Origin of the sequence: Marinobacterium iners (assembly GCF_017310015.1) — a bacterium.
Taxonomy (GTDB): Bacteria; Pseudomonadota; Gammaproteobacteria; order Pseudomonadales; family Balneatricaceae; genus Marinobacterium; species Marinobacterium iners.
Genome location: NZ_CP022297.1, coordinates 224,219 through 237,890 on the forward strand (window position 1 = coordinate 224,219; position 13,672 = coordinate 237,890).

13 protein-coding genes are annotated in these 13,672 nt (G+C 58.9%); 11 read left to right on the forward strand and 2 right to left on the reverse strand.

Going from position 1 to position 13,672, the window contains the following annotated elements; translation table 11 throughout:
• The first annotated feature begins 1 nt into the window (after position 1).
• The 8 genes from pepP (at position 2) to CFI10_RS01080 (ending at position 8,357) form a co-directional block, all read left to right on the forward strand.
• Positions 2 to 1,318 carry a Xaa-Pro aminopeptidase gene (gene pepP, locus CFI10_RS01045; protein ID WP_091826521.1) on the forward strand — a complete coding sequence of 439 codons (1,317 nt, stop codon included), beginning with the start codon at positions 2 to 4 and terminating at the stop codon, positions 1,316 to 1,318.
• 17 nt (positions 1,319 to 1,335) lie between these two features.
• On the forward strand, positions 1,336 to 2,580 hold the full coding sequence (gene ubiH / locus CFI10_RS01050; protein ID WP_206838173.1) for a 2-octaprenyl-6-methoxyphenyl hydroxylase: 1,245 nt from the start codon (positions 1,336 to 1,338) through the stop codon (positions 2,578 to 2,580).
• Between the two features lie 25 nt (positions 2,581 to 2,605).
• Positions 2,606 to 3,871 carry a UbiH/UbiF/VisC/COQ6 family ubiquinone biosynthesis hydroxylase gene (locus CFI10_RS01055; protein WP_206838176.1) on the forward strand — a complete coding sequence of 422 codons (1,266 nt, stop codon included), beginning with the start codon at positions 2,606 to 2,608 and terminating at the stop codon, positions 3,869 to 3,871.
• A gap of 126 nt (positions 3,872 to 3,997) precedes the next feature.
• The gene (gcvT, locus tag CFI10_RS01060) at positions 3,998 to 5,101 is read left to right on the forward strand and encodes a glycine cleavage system aminomethyltransferase GcvT (RefSeq protein WP_206838193.1); all 1,104 of its coding nucleotides are present in this window, start codon (positions 3,998 to 4,000) and stop codon (positions 5,099 to 5,101) included.
• A gap of 29 nt (positions 5,102 to 5,130) precedes the next feature.
• The gene (gene gcvH, locus CFI10_RS01065) at positions 5,131 to 5,523 is read left to right on the forward strand and encodes a glycine cleavage system protein GcvH (protein WP_091826348.1); all 393 of its coding nucleotides are present in this window, start codon (positions 5,131 to 5,133) and stop codon (positions 5,521 to 5,523) included.
• Positions 5,524 to 5,598: 75 nt separating this feature from the next.
• Positions 5,599 to 6,795 (forward strand): class I SAM-dependent rRNA methyltransferase, encoded by a 1,197-nt coding sequence (locus CFI10_RS01070; protein WP_206838196.1) that lies wholly within the window; start codon positions 5,599 to 5,601, stop codon positions 6,793 to 6,795.
• A 27-nt stretch (positions 6,796 to 6,822) separates the two neighbouring features.
• Positions 6,823 to 7,860: an NADP(H)-dependent aldo-keto reductase gene (locus tag CFI10_RS01075; protein ID WP_206838209.1), complete on the forward strand. Its 1,038-nt coding sequence runs from the start codon at positions 6,823 to 6,825 to the stop codon at positions 7,858 to 7,860.
• A gap of 77 nt (positions 7,861 to 7,937) precedes the next feature.
• Positions 7,938 to 8,357: a CBS domain-containing protein gene (locus CFI10_RS01080; RefSeq protein ID WP_242530073.1), complete on the forward strand. Its 420-nt coding sequence runs from the start codon at positions 7,938 to 7,940 to the stop codon at positions 8,355 to 8,357.
• Positions 8,358 to 8,406: 49 nt separating this feature from the next.
• Here the strand turns inward: CFI10_RS01080 and CFI10_RS01085 are convergent, their stop codons facing one another.
• On the reverse strand, positions 8,407 to 9,063 hold the full coding sequence (locus CFI10_RS01085; protein ID WP_206838211.1) for a histidinol-phosphatase: 657 nt from the start codon (positions 9,061 to 9,063) through the stop codon (positions 8,407 to 8,409).
• A gap of 165 nt (positions 9,064 to 9,228) precedes the next feature.
• On the opposite strand from CFI10_RS01085, the gene CFI10_RS01090 reads away from it, so the two are divergent.
• Together CFI10_RS01090 and ptsP are read left to right on the forward strand one after the other, a co-directional pair.
• Entirely contained in the window at positions 9,229 to 9,705 is a 477-nt protein-coding gene (locus tag CFI10_RS01090) for an RNA pyrophosphohydrolase (protein ID WP_091826354.1), read from the forward strand.
• A gap of 38 nt (positions 9,706 to 9,743) precedes the next feature.
• Positions 9,744 to 12,074, forward strand: a complete 2,331-nt coding sequence (ptsP, locus tag CFI10_RS01095) for a phosphoenolpyruvate--protein phosphotransferase (RefSeq protein WP_206841819.1) — start codon at positions 9,744 to 9,746, stop codon at positions 12,072 to 12,074.
• On the opposite strand, the gene CFI10_RS01100 is transcribed toward ptsP, so the two are convergent.
• On the reverse strand, positions 11,980 to 12,822 hold the full coding sequence (locus tag CFI10_RS01100) for an NRDE family protein (protein ID WP_242530074.1): 843 nt from the start codon (positions 12,820 to 12,822) through the stop codon (positions 11,980 to 11,982). The genes ptsP and CFI10_RS01100 overlap by 95 nt on opposite strands.
• A gap of 43 nt (positions 12,823 to 12,865) precedes the next feature.
• On the opposite strand from CFI10_RS01100, the gene CFI10_RS01105 reads away from it, so the two are divergent.
• Entirely contained in the window at positions 12,866 to 13,666 is an 801-nt protein-coding gene (locus tag CFI10_RS01105) for a sulfite exporter TauE/SafE family protein (RefSeq protein WP_206838213.1), read from the forward strand.
• Positions 13,667 to 13,672 lie beyond the last annotated feature (6 nt).

Genomic DNA, 13,672 nt, shown 5'->3' on the forward strand with positions numbered 1-13,672 from the left:
CATGAAAATTGCTCAATCTGAATTTGCCCGTCGCCGCCAAAGATTGCTGGAAAAGTTGCCAGCCGGCAGTGTGGCGCTGGTCTGTGCAGCCCATCTGAAAACGCGCAACCGCGATGCCGAGTACAGTTTTCGCCAGGACAGCGATTTTTATTACCTGACCGGTTTTAATGAGCCGGACGCCTTGTTGCTCCTGATTCCCGGTCGAGTCGAGGGTGAGTTTGTGCTTTTCTGTCCGCCGCGCGACCCGCAGATGGAGATCTGGACCGGCTACCGCGCCGGCCCCGAGGGCTGTGTACGTGATTTTGGCGCGGACCAGGCGTTCTCGCTGACAGAGCTTGAGCAGACAGTGCCGAGCCTGTTGGATGGTGCCAGCCGGCTCTACTATGCACTGGGCAGCGATGAAGCCCTGGATGGTCGGGTACGCGGCTGGCTCAACGAGATTCGCGGCCGAGCCCGTCAGGGTGCGCAGGCGCCGGAAGAGCTGGTGCTGTTGGATAATTTGCTGCATGAGCTGCGCCTGTTCAAGTCTGAAGCCGAGCAGGAGGTGATGCGTCGTGCCGCCGAAATCTCGGCTGAAGCGCATTGCCGCGCCATGCGCGCAGCAAACCCCGGGATGCATGAATACCAGCTGGAGGCCGAGATTACCGGCTACTGCATGCAGCAGGGCGCCCGCTTTCAAGCCTACTCACCGATTGTGGGCGCCGGCGCCAACGCCTGCATTCTGCACTACATCGAAAACAGCGCTCAGATGCAGGATGGTGATCTGGTGCTGATCGATGCCGGTTGTGAGCTGGACAACTATGCCAGCGATATTACCCGTACCTTTCCGGTCAATGGCCGCTTCAGTGACGAACAAAAGGCGCTGTATCAGCTGGTACTGGATACCCAGGAAGCCTGCATCGCGGCGATGAAGCCTGGTGTCCCCTGGAACAAGATTCACGATCTGTCGGTTGAGTGTCTGACCGATGGGCTGATTAAGCTGGGTCTGCTTGTGGGCGAGCGTGATGCGTTGATTGAGGAAGGTGCCTATCGTCGTTTCTACATGCATCGCATCGGTCACTGGCTGGGGATGGATGTGCATGATGTGGGCCAGTACAAATTGAAGAGCGAGTGGCGACCGCTTGAGCCGGGTATGGTGATGACCGTGGAGCCGGGGCTGTATATCGCACCGGATGATGACAGTGTTGAGCCTCGCTGGCGCGGCATCGGTATCCGTATAGAAGATGATGTGCTGGTCACGCCTGCGGGCTGCGAGGTGCTCACTTCGGCCGTACCCAAAACCGTTGCCGCCATCGAAGAGCTGATGGCTCGCCGCTGACTCAGTGAGGAACGCGCATGCAGCAGTATGATCTGGTCATAATTGGTGGCGGCATGGTCGGGGCGAGTCTGGCCTGCGCCCTGCTGCCAACGGCAAAAGCGCTCAATTTGCGGATGGCACTGGTCGAAGCCCAGCCTTTGCCGGGTGCGGATGAGCCGATTTTCACCCCCAGTTACGACAATCGCTCAACGGCGCTGGCTCAGGGTGTGCGCACCCTGTATGAGCGTATGGGGCTTTGGCAGGCGCTGCAGGCTCATCTGACGCCGATCAATACCATACACGTGTCCGAGCGCGGGCGTTTCGGCACCACCCGGCTACAGGCCGAGGATGAGGCCGTCCCGGCGCTGGGCTATGTGGTGGAAAACCATTGGCTGGGTCAGGTGTTGAATAGCCAGCTACAGCGCAATGTTGGTCCGTGGCTGACTCTGATGGCGCCGGTCGAGGTGACTGCGCTGGAGCAGCGTGCCGGCGGCAACAGGCTGCAGCTGCAGGTCAACGGCGAGCAGCAGAGACTGCAGGCTGACCTGATGGTCATGGCTGACGGTGGTCGCTCGTCCCTGCGCGAACAGCTGGGAATCGGCTACAGCGTACAGTCCTATGATCAGCATGCACTGGTTGCCAATGTGTCACTGGATCGGCCGCACCGCAACATAGCCTATGAGCGCTTCACTCAGGATGGCCCGCTGGCGCTGCTGCCCGGCGAATCGATCAACGGCCACAACCGTTGCGGTCTGGTCTGGACTCTGGGTGATGACGAGCTGGACGGGGTTCTGGCGCTGGATGACGCGGCGTTTCTGGCGCGCCTGCAGGAGCGCTTCGGTTACCGTGCCGGCCGTTTTACCGCGGTGGGTGAGCGCTATCACTACCCGCTGAAGCTGTCGCTGGCAGAAGAGCAGGTGCGTGCCGGGTTGGTGGTGCTGGGTAACGCCGCGCACGCCCTGCATCCGATCGCCGGACAGGGCTACAATCTTGCCCTGCGCGGCGCTGTTGCGCTGGCAGACTTGATCATCGCGCGCAAGCGTGCCGACCTTGCGCTGGGTGACCTGACTGCGCTGCAGAAGTTTGTTGAGCAGCGGCGGCAGGATCAGTTTCGTACCATTCAGTTCAGTGATCGAACCATGAAACTGTTTACCAGCCACAATCCACTGCTGCGGGCTCTGCGTGGCAGCGGGCTGCAGCTGCTTGAAAGTTGTCCTCCTGCCAAAACCCTGTTTGCCCGTGCCGCCATGGGGCTTGACCAGCCCTCCGCACGGCTACGCTGACCCCCCTTTCCTGTCGGAGCTGAACATGACCTCATCCTCTATGACCGATATTGTGATCAGTGGCGCCGGCATGGTGGGCGCCGCACTGGCCTGTGCGCTGGCACCTTCAGGTGTCAGGATCCAGCTGCTTGAGCAGCGTCCCGGATCGTTGCAACAGTGGTTGGCAGAAGCCGACGCAGCCATGACTCCGGGCAGGCATGACGCCCGCGTCAGTGCTCTCAATCTGGCATCTGTTCAACTGCTGACCTCTTTGTCCGCCTGGAGCGGTGTGCAGGCAAGGCGTGCCGCAGCCTATACCGATATGGAGGTTTGGGATGGAGAGGGCAGTGGCCGTATCCATTTCAGTGCCGATGCCCTGCATGAAAACTGCCTGGGCTATATTGTTGAGAACAGTGTGATATTGGCGGCGCTGCATGAGCAGCTCAATCGGTTTGATAATGTGGAATTGATCAGCGATGTCTCCCTGAGGCAGTTGTCGGCTCCTGATACCGATGGTCACCGCGAGCTGGTGTTGAGTAATGGTCGTCGCATTGAGACTCGGTTGCTGGTAGGGGCTGATGGAGCGGAATCCCTGACGCGACAGTTGTCAGGCATTGGTGCCACTGAGTGGGACTATGGTCATCACGCCATTGTCACCACTGTTCACACCGAACAGTCACACGCGGATACCTGCTGGCAGCGCTTTACCGAAGATGGCCCACTGGCACTGTTGCCGCTGGCGGCAGAGAATGATCGTACCCTGTCAATTGTCTGGTCGACTTCACCCGAGCATGCTGCCAGCTTGATGGCGTTGGATGAAGCTGACTTCTGCACCGCCCTTGGGCGCGCTTTTGGGCACCGTCTGGGGCGCATCGAGGGCTGTGACGAACGCCGCTCGATTGTGCTGCGCCAGCGCCACGCACACCGCTATGCCGAGACGGGACTTGCACTGGTGGGTGATGCCGCCCATACCATCCACCCCTTGGCCGGGCAGGGCGTAAATCTCGGTTTTATGGATGCCGCCGCGTTGGCTGAAGTGCTGCTGGCAGCCAAGACGCGAGGTGAGCGCTGGACCGATGAAGCGGTGTTGCGCCGCTTCCAGCGTCAGCGTCGTAGCGCCAATCTGACCATGGCTGCTGCCATGGAAGGGTTTCGTCGCCTGTTTGCACCCCGGCCGCCGGTTGTGCGTCTGTTACGCAGCTGTGGCATGAATCTGACCGACCGGCTGGAGCCGCTTAAACAACACCTGGTGCTGCAGGCGATGGGGCTTTCGGGTGAGCGACCGGCGCTGGCGCGGCGTCCGACTATTTGACGGGCGGTTAAAGATTGAACTGCGGCGTAAATGCCGATACATTGTCTTCCCTTTTTTTGTGTTAACCGGTTGCGACGTGGCTGTTGAAGCTGCAAATTCCGAACACTGCTGCAGATGAGTTTGCCGATGGGACATAAGACCGCACTCTACGAACAACATCATGCGCTGGGCGCCAAGCTGGTTGATTTCAGTGGCTGGGAAATGCCGCTGCACTATGGTTCTCAGGTTGAAGAGCATCACAAGGTGCGCCAGAGCGCAGGCATGTTCGATGTGTCCCACATGACAGTGGTGGATGTTTCCGGAGCTCAGGCACGCAGTTACCTGCGCCACCTGCTGGCCAACGATGTGGCACTGTTGCGGCAGAAGGGCAAGGCGCTTTACAGCGGCATGTTGAACGAAAAGGGCGGCGTGATCGATGATCTGATCGTCTATTTGATGACCGAACCGGATTCATCCGGTGAATGGTATCGGGTAGTGGTCAACTGTGGTACCCGTGACAAGGATCTGCTCTGGATGGCTGATCAGGCCGTGCGCTTTGACGTTACGCTGACCGAGCAGCCCGACCTGGCCATGATTGCTGTACAGGGCCCGAAAGCGCGTCAGCGTGTGGAGCAGGTGGTAAGCGAGTCTCGTGCCCGCCTGATTTCCGAGCTGAAGCCCTTTGTGGGCCAGGAATCGGAAGGCTGGTTTATTGCGCGTACCGGCTATACTGGTGAGGACGGCCTGGAAATCATGCTGCCCGAAGAAGAGGCGGTGGACTTCTGGCAGCACTTGCTGGACGCGGGTGTCGCTCCTTGTGGTCTGGGCGCTCGTGATACCCTGCGACTGGAAGCGGGCATGAACCTGTACGGCTCCGATATGGATGAAAGTGTATCACCACTGGCCGCTGGCATGGGCTGGACCATCGCCTGGAATCCGTCAGAACGTGACTTTGTCGGTCGAGCAGCGCTGGAAGCACAGAAGGCTGACGGGGTTGCCGAACGCCAGGTAGGTCTGGTCCTGACTGAACGTGGGGTGCTGCGCTCCCACCAGAAAGTGGTGGTCGATGGGCTGGGTGAAGGTGAAATTACCAGCGGCAGCTTCTCACCGACCCTGGGACACTCCATTGCGCTGGCGCGGGTGCCGGCAGGTATCGGCAGTGACGCCGAAGTCGAAGTGCGTGGCAAGCGCGTGCGCGTGCAGGTGGTGAAACCGCCGTTCGTACGCCATGGTGAAAAAGTTTTTTCCTGAATCCTGAACAAGACCGATAGGAAGCCCAGATGAGCAACATCCCCAATGAACTGAAATATGTCGCCAGCCACGAGTGGATCCGCGAAGAGGGTGAAGGTGTCGTGACCATCGGTATTACCGAGCACGCTCAGGACCTGCTGGGTGATGTGGTGTTTGTCGAATTGCCGGATGTGGGTGATGAAGTTTCAGCCGGGGATGATGCCGGTGTGGTGGAATCCGTCAAGGCCGCTTCCGATGTCTATGCTCCTCTCAGTGGTGAGGTCGTGGAAATCAATGAAGCACTTGAAGATTCTCCAGAACTGGTCAACTCTGATCCCTATGGTGATGGCTGGTTCTTCAAACTCAAGCTGACGGACCCGGCAGAGCTCGATGATCTGCTGGATGCCGACGGATACGCAGCGCACTGCGAGTCCGAAAGCTGAACCCGGCCGTTGGGCCTGCATAATTCCACTGTCCCGGCTCAGGCCGGGACAGTCATTTCAGAGCATGTGAATACGATGAATCTCAGACCCCTCCAGCTTCAGAACAATGCAGACCGCCGCCTTAGGGCTGGCCACCTCTGGATCTACAGCAACGAAGTGGACAACCAGGCCACACCGCTGAAGGCTTTCGAGCCCGGTGAGCAGGTGGTGGTACAGGATGCCCGTGGCAAAGCGCTGGGTATTGCCTCGGTAAACCCCAATACACTGATCTGTGGCCGAATGCTGAGCCGGGATCTGCGTTATCCGCTGGATCGCTCGCTGCTGGTACATCGCTTCAAGGTGGCCCAGTCACTGCGTGAAATGTGCTTTGATCAGCCCTGCTACCGGTTGATCTTTGGCGATGCCGATCTTTTGCCCGGGCTGGTGGTGGACCGTTTCTACGACATCTTTGTGGTGCAGATTTCCAGTGCCGGCATGGAACAGCTGCAGCAGGAGATCGTGGATGCGCTTAACAAAGTGTTCCAGCCGCAGGCGATTGTGTTCCGCAATGACGGCAAGATGCGTGCAACCGAAGGCTTGGAGACCTATGTCGAAGTGGTGCAGGGCGAAGTGCCGGAGCTGGCCCCGCTGATGGAAAACGGGGTGAACCTGCTGGCGCCGATTCTGACTGGACAGAAGACGGGTTGGTTTTATGACCACCGTGAGAACCGGGCGCGCATGCAGACGCTGGTCAAGGGCAAGCGGGTGCTGGATCTGTTCAGTTACGTTGGCGGCTGGGGGGCGCAGGCACTGGCCGCCGGCTCCTCCGAAGTGGTGTGTGTGGATGCTTCGGTGACGGCGCTGGAAGTAGCAGCCGAAAATGCGCGCATCAATGAGGGTGAAACCCGCTTTCGGGGCCTGCAGGGCGATGCCTTTGACCTGTGCAAGGCACTGGTCGCCGACAAGGAGCGCTTTGATGTAGTGATTGTGGACCCGCCGGCCTTTATCGCCCGGCGCAAGGATATCCGCAACGGCGAGCGTGCCTATGCCCGTATCAATAATCTGGCCATGCGGCTGCTGGAAAAGGACGGCACACTGATATCCGCGTCCTGTTCCATGCATCTGGAAAAGAGCCGCCTGGTGGATATTCTGCGCGCGAACAGCCGCGAGCTGGATCGTAACGGCCAGATCTTCGCGCAGGGCAGCCAGGGCTCGGATCACCCGATCCATCCGGCCATTCCCGAAACCGAATACCTGAAAGCCTACTTTATGCGCGTGCTGCCTGCAGGTTAAACAGGTCGAGAGTCAGAGGAGAACGCAATGCAGTATCAAATGCTGGGACAGTCCGAGCTGAATGTCAGCCGTATCGCACTGGGGACCATGACCTTCGGGCGTCAGAACAGTGAGGCAGAAGCGTTCGAACAGCTCGATTATGCCTTGGCTCAGGGCGTGAACCTGATCGATGCCGCCGAGATGTATCCGGTGCCCACCGCTGCAGAGTTTCAGGGGCGTACGGAGCAGTATATCGGCAATTGGATGCGACAACGCGGTTGTCGGGATCAGGTCGTACTGGCCACCAAGGCAGCCGGTCCTGGCGAGATGGTTAGCTATTTGCGTCCTGATCTGCACCATGACGAGGCCAATCTGCGTGCGGCAATCGAAGGCAGCCTTACCCGTTTGCAAACGGATTATATCGACCTGTATCAGCTGCACTGGCCCGATCGCAAGACCAACTTCTTTGGCCAGCTGGGCTATCAGCACGACCCTTCAGCCGATGGCACGCCATTGGCTGAAACATTGCGTGTACTGGGGGACCTGGTAAGCGAGGGCAAGGTCCGCTACATCGGTCTGTCCAACGAAACCCCCTGGGGTACCATGAAGTGCCTTCAGCTGGCCGAGCAGCTGGGTCTGCCTCGGATTATCTCGGTACAGAATCCCTACAGCCTGCTCAACCGCACAACCGAGGTAGGGCTTGCCGAGGTGCTGCTGCGTGAAAAGGTGGGTCTGTTGGCCTACTCACCGCTGGGATTTGGCGTGCTCAGCGGCAAATACGCAGGAGGGGCTCGGCCTGAGGGATCGCGTCTGGCGCTGTTCCCTGAGTACAAGCGCTACATTACCGAGCAGGGACTTGCGGCCACCGATGCCTATTTGGCGCTGGCGGCCGAGCAGGGCATGGACCCGGCACAAATGGCGCTGGCCTATGTGAACAGCAGGCCTTTCCTGGGCAGTAATATCATTGGCGCGACTCGCATGACCCAGCTGCGCAGTAACCTCGCGTCCCTGCAGCTGACCCTGACTTCCGACCTGTTGGCAGAGATTGAAGCGATTCATCAATGCTACCCCAGCCCCTGTCCCTGACTATAATCAAGACAGAAGCAGGCAACGATCTGAGATAATAGCTGCAAAAGACGACCGGTGATCCAAGGAGAGTCAATATGATTCATCAGCAACGCGTAGAGGATTTGATGCAGCCTGTACCCCATCCGCTGCACGTGGAGATGACGCTGGCCGAGGCGGTGGATCTGATACTGCAGTCTGGCCAGAGCGGTTTGCCCGTGGTTGATGATGAGTATCGGGTGTGTGGCTTTGTGTCCGAGCATGATTGTGTCGGTTATCTAATCAGCGGCAGTTACCACTGTGATAGCCGGATTCAGGTGCGCGATATCATGTTCAGCGAGCCGCTGTGTGCCAGCCCCGGAGAGAACATTATTGATCAGGTGCAGAAAATGGGCGGTGATAAACCCAAAACTTGGCCGGTCGTGGGCAAGGACGGTCGGCTGGCGGGGGTGATTAGCCGTCGTTCCATCATGCGTGCGCTTAATGCCAGCATGAAAGCCTGCCGCACGCGCCTCTGATGGGGAATGGCCGCGCCGAAACAGAGTCACCCCGGCGCAGCCATCGATATCACTCCATCAACTGCAGGATCGGCCAGCCACGTGCCTCTGCCGTTGTGCGCAGGCGTTCATCCGGGTTGGTAGCTACCGGGTTGTCCACTACTTCCAGCAGTGGCAGGTCGTTATTGGAGTCGCTGTAGAACCAGCTGTCTTTCAGGCTGTGGCCGGTCTGTTTCAGCCACTGCTGGAGGCGTGTCACCTTGCCACCCTGGAAGCACGGCGTACCGGCGACCTTACCGGTGAAGCGGCCGTTGATCATCTCTGGATCGGTGGCCAGCAGATCATCGACACCCAGCCGTTGGGCAATGGGTGCCGTTACGAAGCGGTTGGTTGCAGTGATGATCAGCAGAAAGTCGCCCTGTTCTCGGTGCTGTTGCAGCAATGCTTCCGCTTTGGGCAGGATGATCGGCTCGATGCATTCATGCATGAATTCTGCGTGCCATCTGTCCAGTTGTTCCGGTGAGTGCTGAGCCAGTGGATTCAGCGCAAAATTCAGAAACTGGTGGATATCCATCTCGCCGCGCAGGTACTCTTCATAGAAGCGGTCATTGGCAGCGCGGTATTCCGTTTCGTCTACCACGCCCTTGCGGCACAAAAATTCGCCCCAGGCATGGTCGCTGTCGCCGCCGATCAGGGTATGGTCCAGATCAAAAATCGCCAGGCTCACGGCTAACTCCCTCAGTGTCGGTTGCCGGCGGAGCCGGCTGAAAATAAAGCGCAAGCATAGACGGGCCTGGAGGTACGTGCAATTGCCGAGAAACGGTGGCTATTTGCCAAATCACGGATCTGTGGAACAATAAAACTAAAACGTATATTGATCGGGATCAGAATTGTGATTGATACAGATGGATTCAGGCCCAATGTCGGAATCATTCTGGTTAATTCGCAGGGTCAGGTTCTTTGGGCAAGACGCATCGGGCAGAACGCCTGGCAGTTCCCGCAGGGGGGCATACAGTCGAACGAAACGCCGGAGCAGGCAATGTATCGTGAGCTGAGCGAAGAGATCGGTTTGTCGCCCCATGATGTTGAAATCATGGCGGTGACGAGAGGCTGGCTGCGCTACCGTTTGCCCAAACGCATGATCAGGCGCCACTCACACCCTGTGTGTGTAGGCCAGAAGCAGAAATGGTTCCTGTTGCGGATGCTCAGTGAAGACAGTGCCGTGCGGATCGACCATACCGACTCTCCCGAGTTTGATGGCTGGGAGTGGGTCAGTTATTGGTACCCTCTGGGGCAGGTGGTGTCCTTCAAGCGCGAGGTGTATCGGAAAGCGATGAAGGAGTTGTCACCGCGGTTGGCACGTTTATAGGCCGTGGTCTGATGCAGAGATAGGAGCGCTCCATGAGCATGTTGAGTGTACTGCGCAAAATCGTACAGGAAGTCAGTACTGCCCCGGACCTGGAGTCTGTGCTGGACCTGATTGTGCGCCGTATTCAGCGTGCCATGCGGACGGAGGTGTGCTCTATTTTTTTGCTGGACTCAGTGCAGCAGCGCTATGTACTGCGAGCAACCCAGGGGCTGAATCAGGAAGCGGTCGGCAAGGTCAGCCTGTCCATGACAGAGGGTATCGTGGGGCTTGTGGGACAGCGAGCCGAGCCAATCAACCTGGAAGATGCCTTCAGTCACCCGGCGTTTCACTACCTCCAGTCAACCGGAGAAGAGCGCTTTCATGCCTTCCTGGGGGTGCCGATCATCCATCACCGCAGTGTGCTGGGGGTACTGGTCGTACAGCAGCATGATCTGCGCCGCTTTGATGAAAGTGAAGAGGCTTTTCTGGTAACGGTGTCGGCCCAGTTGGCGGGGGTTATCGCCCATGCAGAGGCGACCGGTTCAATCAACTCGGAGCAGCACCCCCAGGCCGAGGCGAAGGCGGTGCATGATCGTCGCTTCGATGGTGTGGCTGCCGCGTCGGGAGTGGCGATTGGAACTGTGGTCGTGGCAACCATCGACGCCGAGCTGGAAACCGTTCCAGACAAGACGCCACACGATGTCGAGCAGGAGCTGCACAGTCTGGAGATGGCGATGGAAGCGGTACGGGATGATATCCGCACCGCGGGACGCAGTTTGGCACAGCGGCTGAAGTCCGAAGAACAGGCGCTGTTTGACGTTTACCTGCGGATGCTGGATGACCCGGCGCTCAAGACTGAAATTGAGGCGCACATTCGTGCCGGCAACTGGGTTCAGGGCGCGCTGCGCGAAGTTATCCTTGGCCATGTGAAGCAGTTCAACGCCATGGAAGACGCCTACCTGCGTGAGCGAGCTACCGATGTGCGTGACCTTGGCCGGCGCATTCTCAGCTATCTGCAGGAAAGTGCAGGCCCGATGGAGGTGGATTATCCCGATGACAGTATCCTGATCGCAGATGAACTGTCACCGGCGATGCTGGGCATGGTGCCGGAGAACAAGCTGGTCGGGTTGGTATCGGTGACCGGCTCGGGCAATTCCCATGCAGCGATCATGGCACGCTCAATCGGCATACCCACCGTGATGGGGGTGGTCGACCTGCCCTTTACCCGCCTTGAGGGGCGCAAGGTGATAGTGGACGGTTACTCCGGTCGCATCTATGTGAACCCTTCGGAACAGTTGCTGGAAGCCTTCCGTGAAGTGATGCGTGAAGAGCGGTTGGTGGCAGCCGGGCTGGAAGGGCTCCGGGACCTGCCGGCTGAAACAACGGACGGTTATCGCATGCCGCTGTGGGTCAATACCGGGCTGGTGGCGGATGTGACCCGCTCACTGGAACGTGGTGCCGAAGGGATCGGTCTGTATCGTACTGAAATTCCCTTCATGATCCGTGACTTCTTCCCCAGCGAACAGGAGCAGCTGCAGAGTTATCGCAGTCAGATGGAAGCGTTTGCACCACGGCCCGTGACCATGCGAACACTGGATATCGGCGGCGACAAAGCGCTGCCCTACTTCCCGATCGAGGAAGACAACCCCTTCCTGGGCTGGCGCGGCATCCGAGTAACCCTGGACCACCCTGAAATATTTCTGGTACAGGTGCGTGCCATGTTGCGTGCCTCCGAGGGGCTCAACAATCTGCGCATCATGCTGCCGATGGTGACCAGTGTGCATGAGGTCGAAGAGGCGATGCGCCAGATTGACCGTGCACTGGCTGAGCTGCAGGACGAAGGTTACGCGGTTGAGCGTCCCATGGTCGGCGTGATGGTAGAGGTTCCGGCCGCGGTGTACCAGGTGCGCCGCTTTGCACGCATAGTCGATTTCATCTCAGTGGGGTCCAACGATTTGACCCAGTACCTGCTGGCGGTGGACCGCAACAACCCGCGCGTGGCCGGCTTGTATGCACCCTATCATCCCGCTGTATTGCGCGCGCTGCAGTACATTGCCCGTGAAACCCGCAAGGAGGGCAAGCCGGTTTCCATTTGTGGCGAGATGGCAGCTGACCCCGGCGGAGCTCTGCTGTTGATGGCGATGGGGTATGAAGTGCTGTCAATGAACTCCAACAACCTTCCACGGGTCAAGTCCGCCATTCGTGGTGTAAGCCTGGCTAGAGCGCAGTCACTGCTCAGTCAGGTGCTGCGCATGGATGATGCCGAAGAGATCCACCGGTATTTGCGTCGTACCCTCAAGCATCTCGGCCTGGGGCAGCTGACCCGGCCACGCCTTCCCAATCAACAGGAACCAGCAGAGGACGATCCAGACTGTAGCGGCGCAGACTGAGTGCGCGGCCATCCCGGTCGTATCCCTCCTCCAAAAACAGCATGCGGCCGCTGCGGTGCTGCAGCAAAAGAGTGCTGGCGCGGGTACCATAATCCGGCGAACGGATGAAACAGGATGACAGCAGCCGTTCCCGTTCCAGCCGGATACCGGTATCCGGCAGCGCCTCATCACTGGGGCGATGCTCATCGTGCAGCAATCGTAGCAGCTGTGTTTCGCTCAGTTCACGGTTGTCCATGGCGCGGGCCAGGGCTGCCCTGGCGCGCAGTGCCTTCGGCCAGGGTGTATCCAACAGCGCGTTGCTTAATGCATGGATGCCGGGCATGACCGGCTGACACAGACCGTTGACGTTGCTGTAATGCCAAAGTCCCTTGCCATCGGCCAGCAGCAGGTTGAAGCCGGCACGTGCGGCTGTAAGGCTTTGGCAAAAGTCCTGTGCCGATTGCTGAGAGAGAATGAACTCCGTAACCAGCGTCCCTCGGCTGGGGGCATCCTCGGGTGGCTGGCGCCGTGCATCGCGGTGATTGGTAACCAGTGCAAAGCGGTTGTTGTTCCCCAGTGCCATCCAGCTGCCGCCTGCCTGCAGATCCCGACCGCCCAGAATGGGCAGGTCTGGCCAGGGGGCGACGGGTGCGGTGGGGCGCGCATGAAATTCATCACGGTTGGCAACCAGCAGCAGCGGCCATTCCGGATCGGCATTAACGGCAATAGTGAGCAGACACACATCCCCTCCGGTTTCATCTGTGGGCAACAGTCACTAATATAATCGACTTTTTCGTACCAGGATTGAAACCATGTTAACAACTTTGGCGCTCTATCTGTTGCTGGGTGCGCTGGCTGGTGTCGTTGCCGGCCTGTTTGGAATCGGTGGCGGTCTGCTGATCGTGCCGGTGCTGATCGTTACCTTTGAGCTGCAGGGAATATCCGCTGCTGTACTGACCCATATGGCGGTGGCAACCTCGCTGGCAACCATTGTAGTCACGTCGATCAGCTCTGTTCGGGCGCATCACGGGCGTAGGGCGGTGCGCTGGGAACTGTTCCGGCCACTGGGGGCGGGTATTCTGTTTGGTGCTCTGCTCGGCGTGAATACGGCAGTACAACTGCCCGGCCCGGTGTTGCAGCTGACCATCGGCATTTTTGTGCTGTTGGTAGCCATCCAGATGGCTCTGAATCTCAAGCCTTCTACAGGTGATGCGCAGCCATCAAAACCTGAGCTTGGGGTGGCAGGAGCAGGGATTGGCTGGGCGTCTGCGATTTTCGGTATCGGTGGCGGTACCCTGACGGTGCCTTATCTGAACTGGCGTCGGATCGATATGCAGCAGGCAGTTGCGACTTCAGCGGCCTGTGGTCTTCCAATCGCACTGATGGGGGCCGGCACCAATATCTGGCTCGGCTGGGGTGAACAACAGCTGCCAGCGTGGAGTCTGGGGTATGTTTACCTGCCGGCGTTTGCCGGTATTGTCGTGGCCAGCTATCTGACGGCGCCGATCGGTGCGCGGCTGGCACACAGTCTGCCGCAGGCGAAGCTGAAAAAGGTTTTTGCCCTGTTTTTGCTCGCGGTATCGCTGCGTTTTATTCTCGGTAATCTCTGGTGAGGCTTT

Coding starts and splice junctions, on each gene's coding strand:
- gcvH (WP_091826348.1), top strand. CDS start 5,131: ATGAGCAACATCCCCAATGAACTGAAATATGTCGCCAGCCACGAGTGG.
- gcvT (WP_206838193.1), top strand. CDS start 3,998: ATGGGACATAAGACCGCACTCTACGAACAACATCATGCGCTGGGCGCC.
- CFI10_RS01055 (WP_206838176.1), top strand. CDS start 2,606: ATGACCTCATCCTCTATGACCGATATTGTGATCAGTGGCGCCGGCATG.
- pepP (WP_091826521.1), top strand. CDS start 2: ATGAAAATTGCTCAATCTGAATTTGCCCGTCGCCGCCAAAGATTGCTG.
- ptsP (WP_206841819.1), top strand. CDS start 9,744: ATGTTGAGTGTACTGCGCAAAATCGTACAGGAAGTCAGTACTGCCCCG.
- CFI10_RS01075 (WP_206838209.1), top strand. CDS start 6,823: ATGCAGTATCAAATGCTGGGACAGTCCGAGCTGAATGTCAGCCGTATC.
- CFI10_RS01080 (WP_242530073.1), top strand. CDS start 7,938: ATGATTCATCAGCAACGCGTAGAGGATTTGATGCAGCCTGTACCCCAT.
- CFI10_RS01070 (WP_206838196.1), top strand. CDS start 5,599: ATGAATCTCAGACCCCTCCAGCTTCAGAACAATGCAGACCGCCGCCTT.
- ubiH (WP_206838173.1), top strand. CDS start 1,336: ATGCAGCAGTATGATCTGGTCATAATTGGTGGCGGCATGGTCGGGGCG.
- CFI10_RS01105 (WP_206838213.1), top strand. CDS start 12,866: ATGTTAACAACTTTGGCGCTCTATCTGTTGCTGGGTGCGCTGGCTGGT.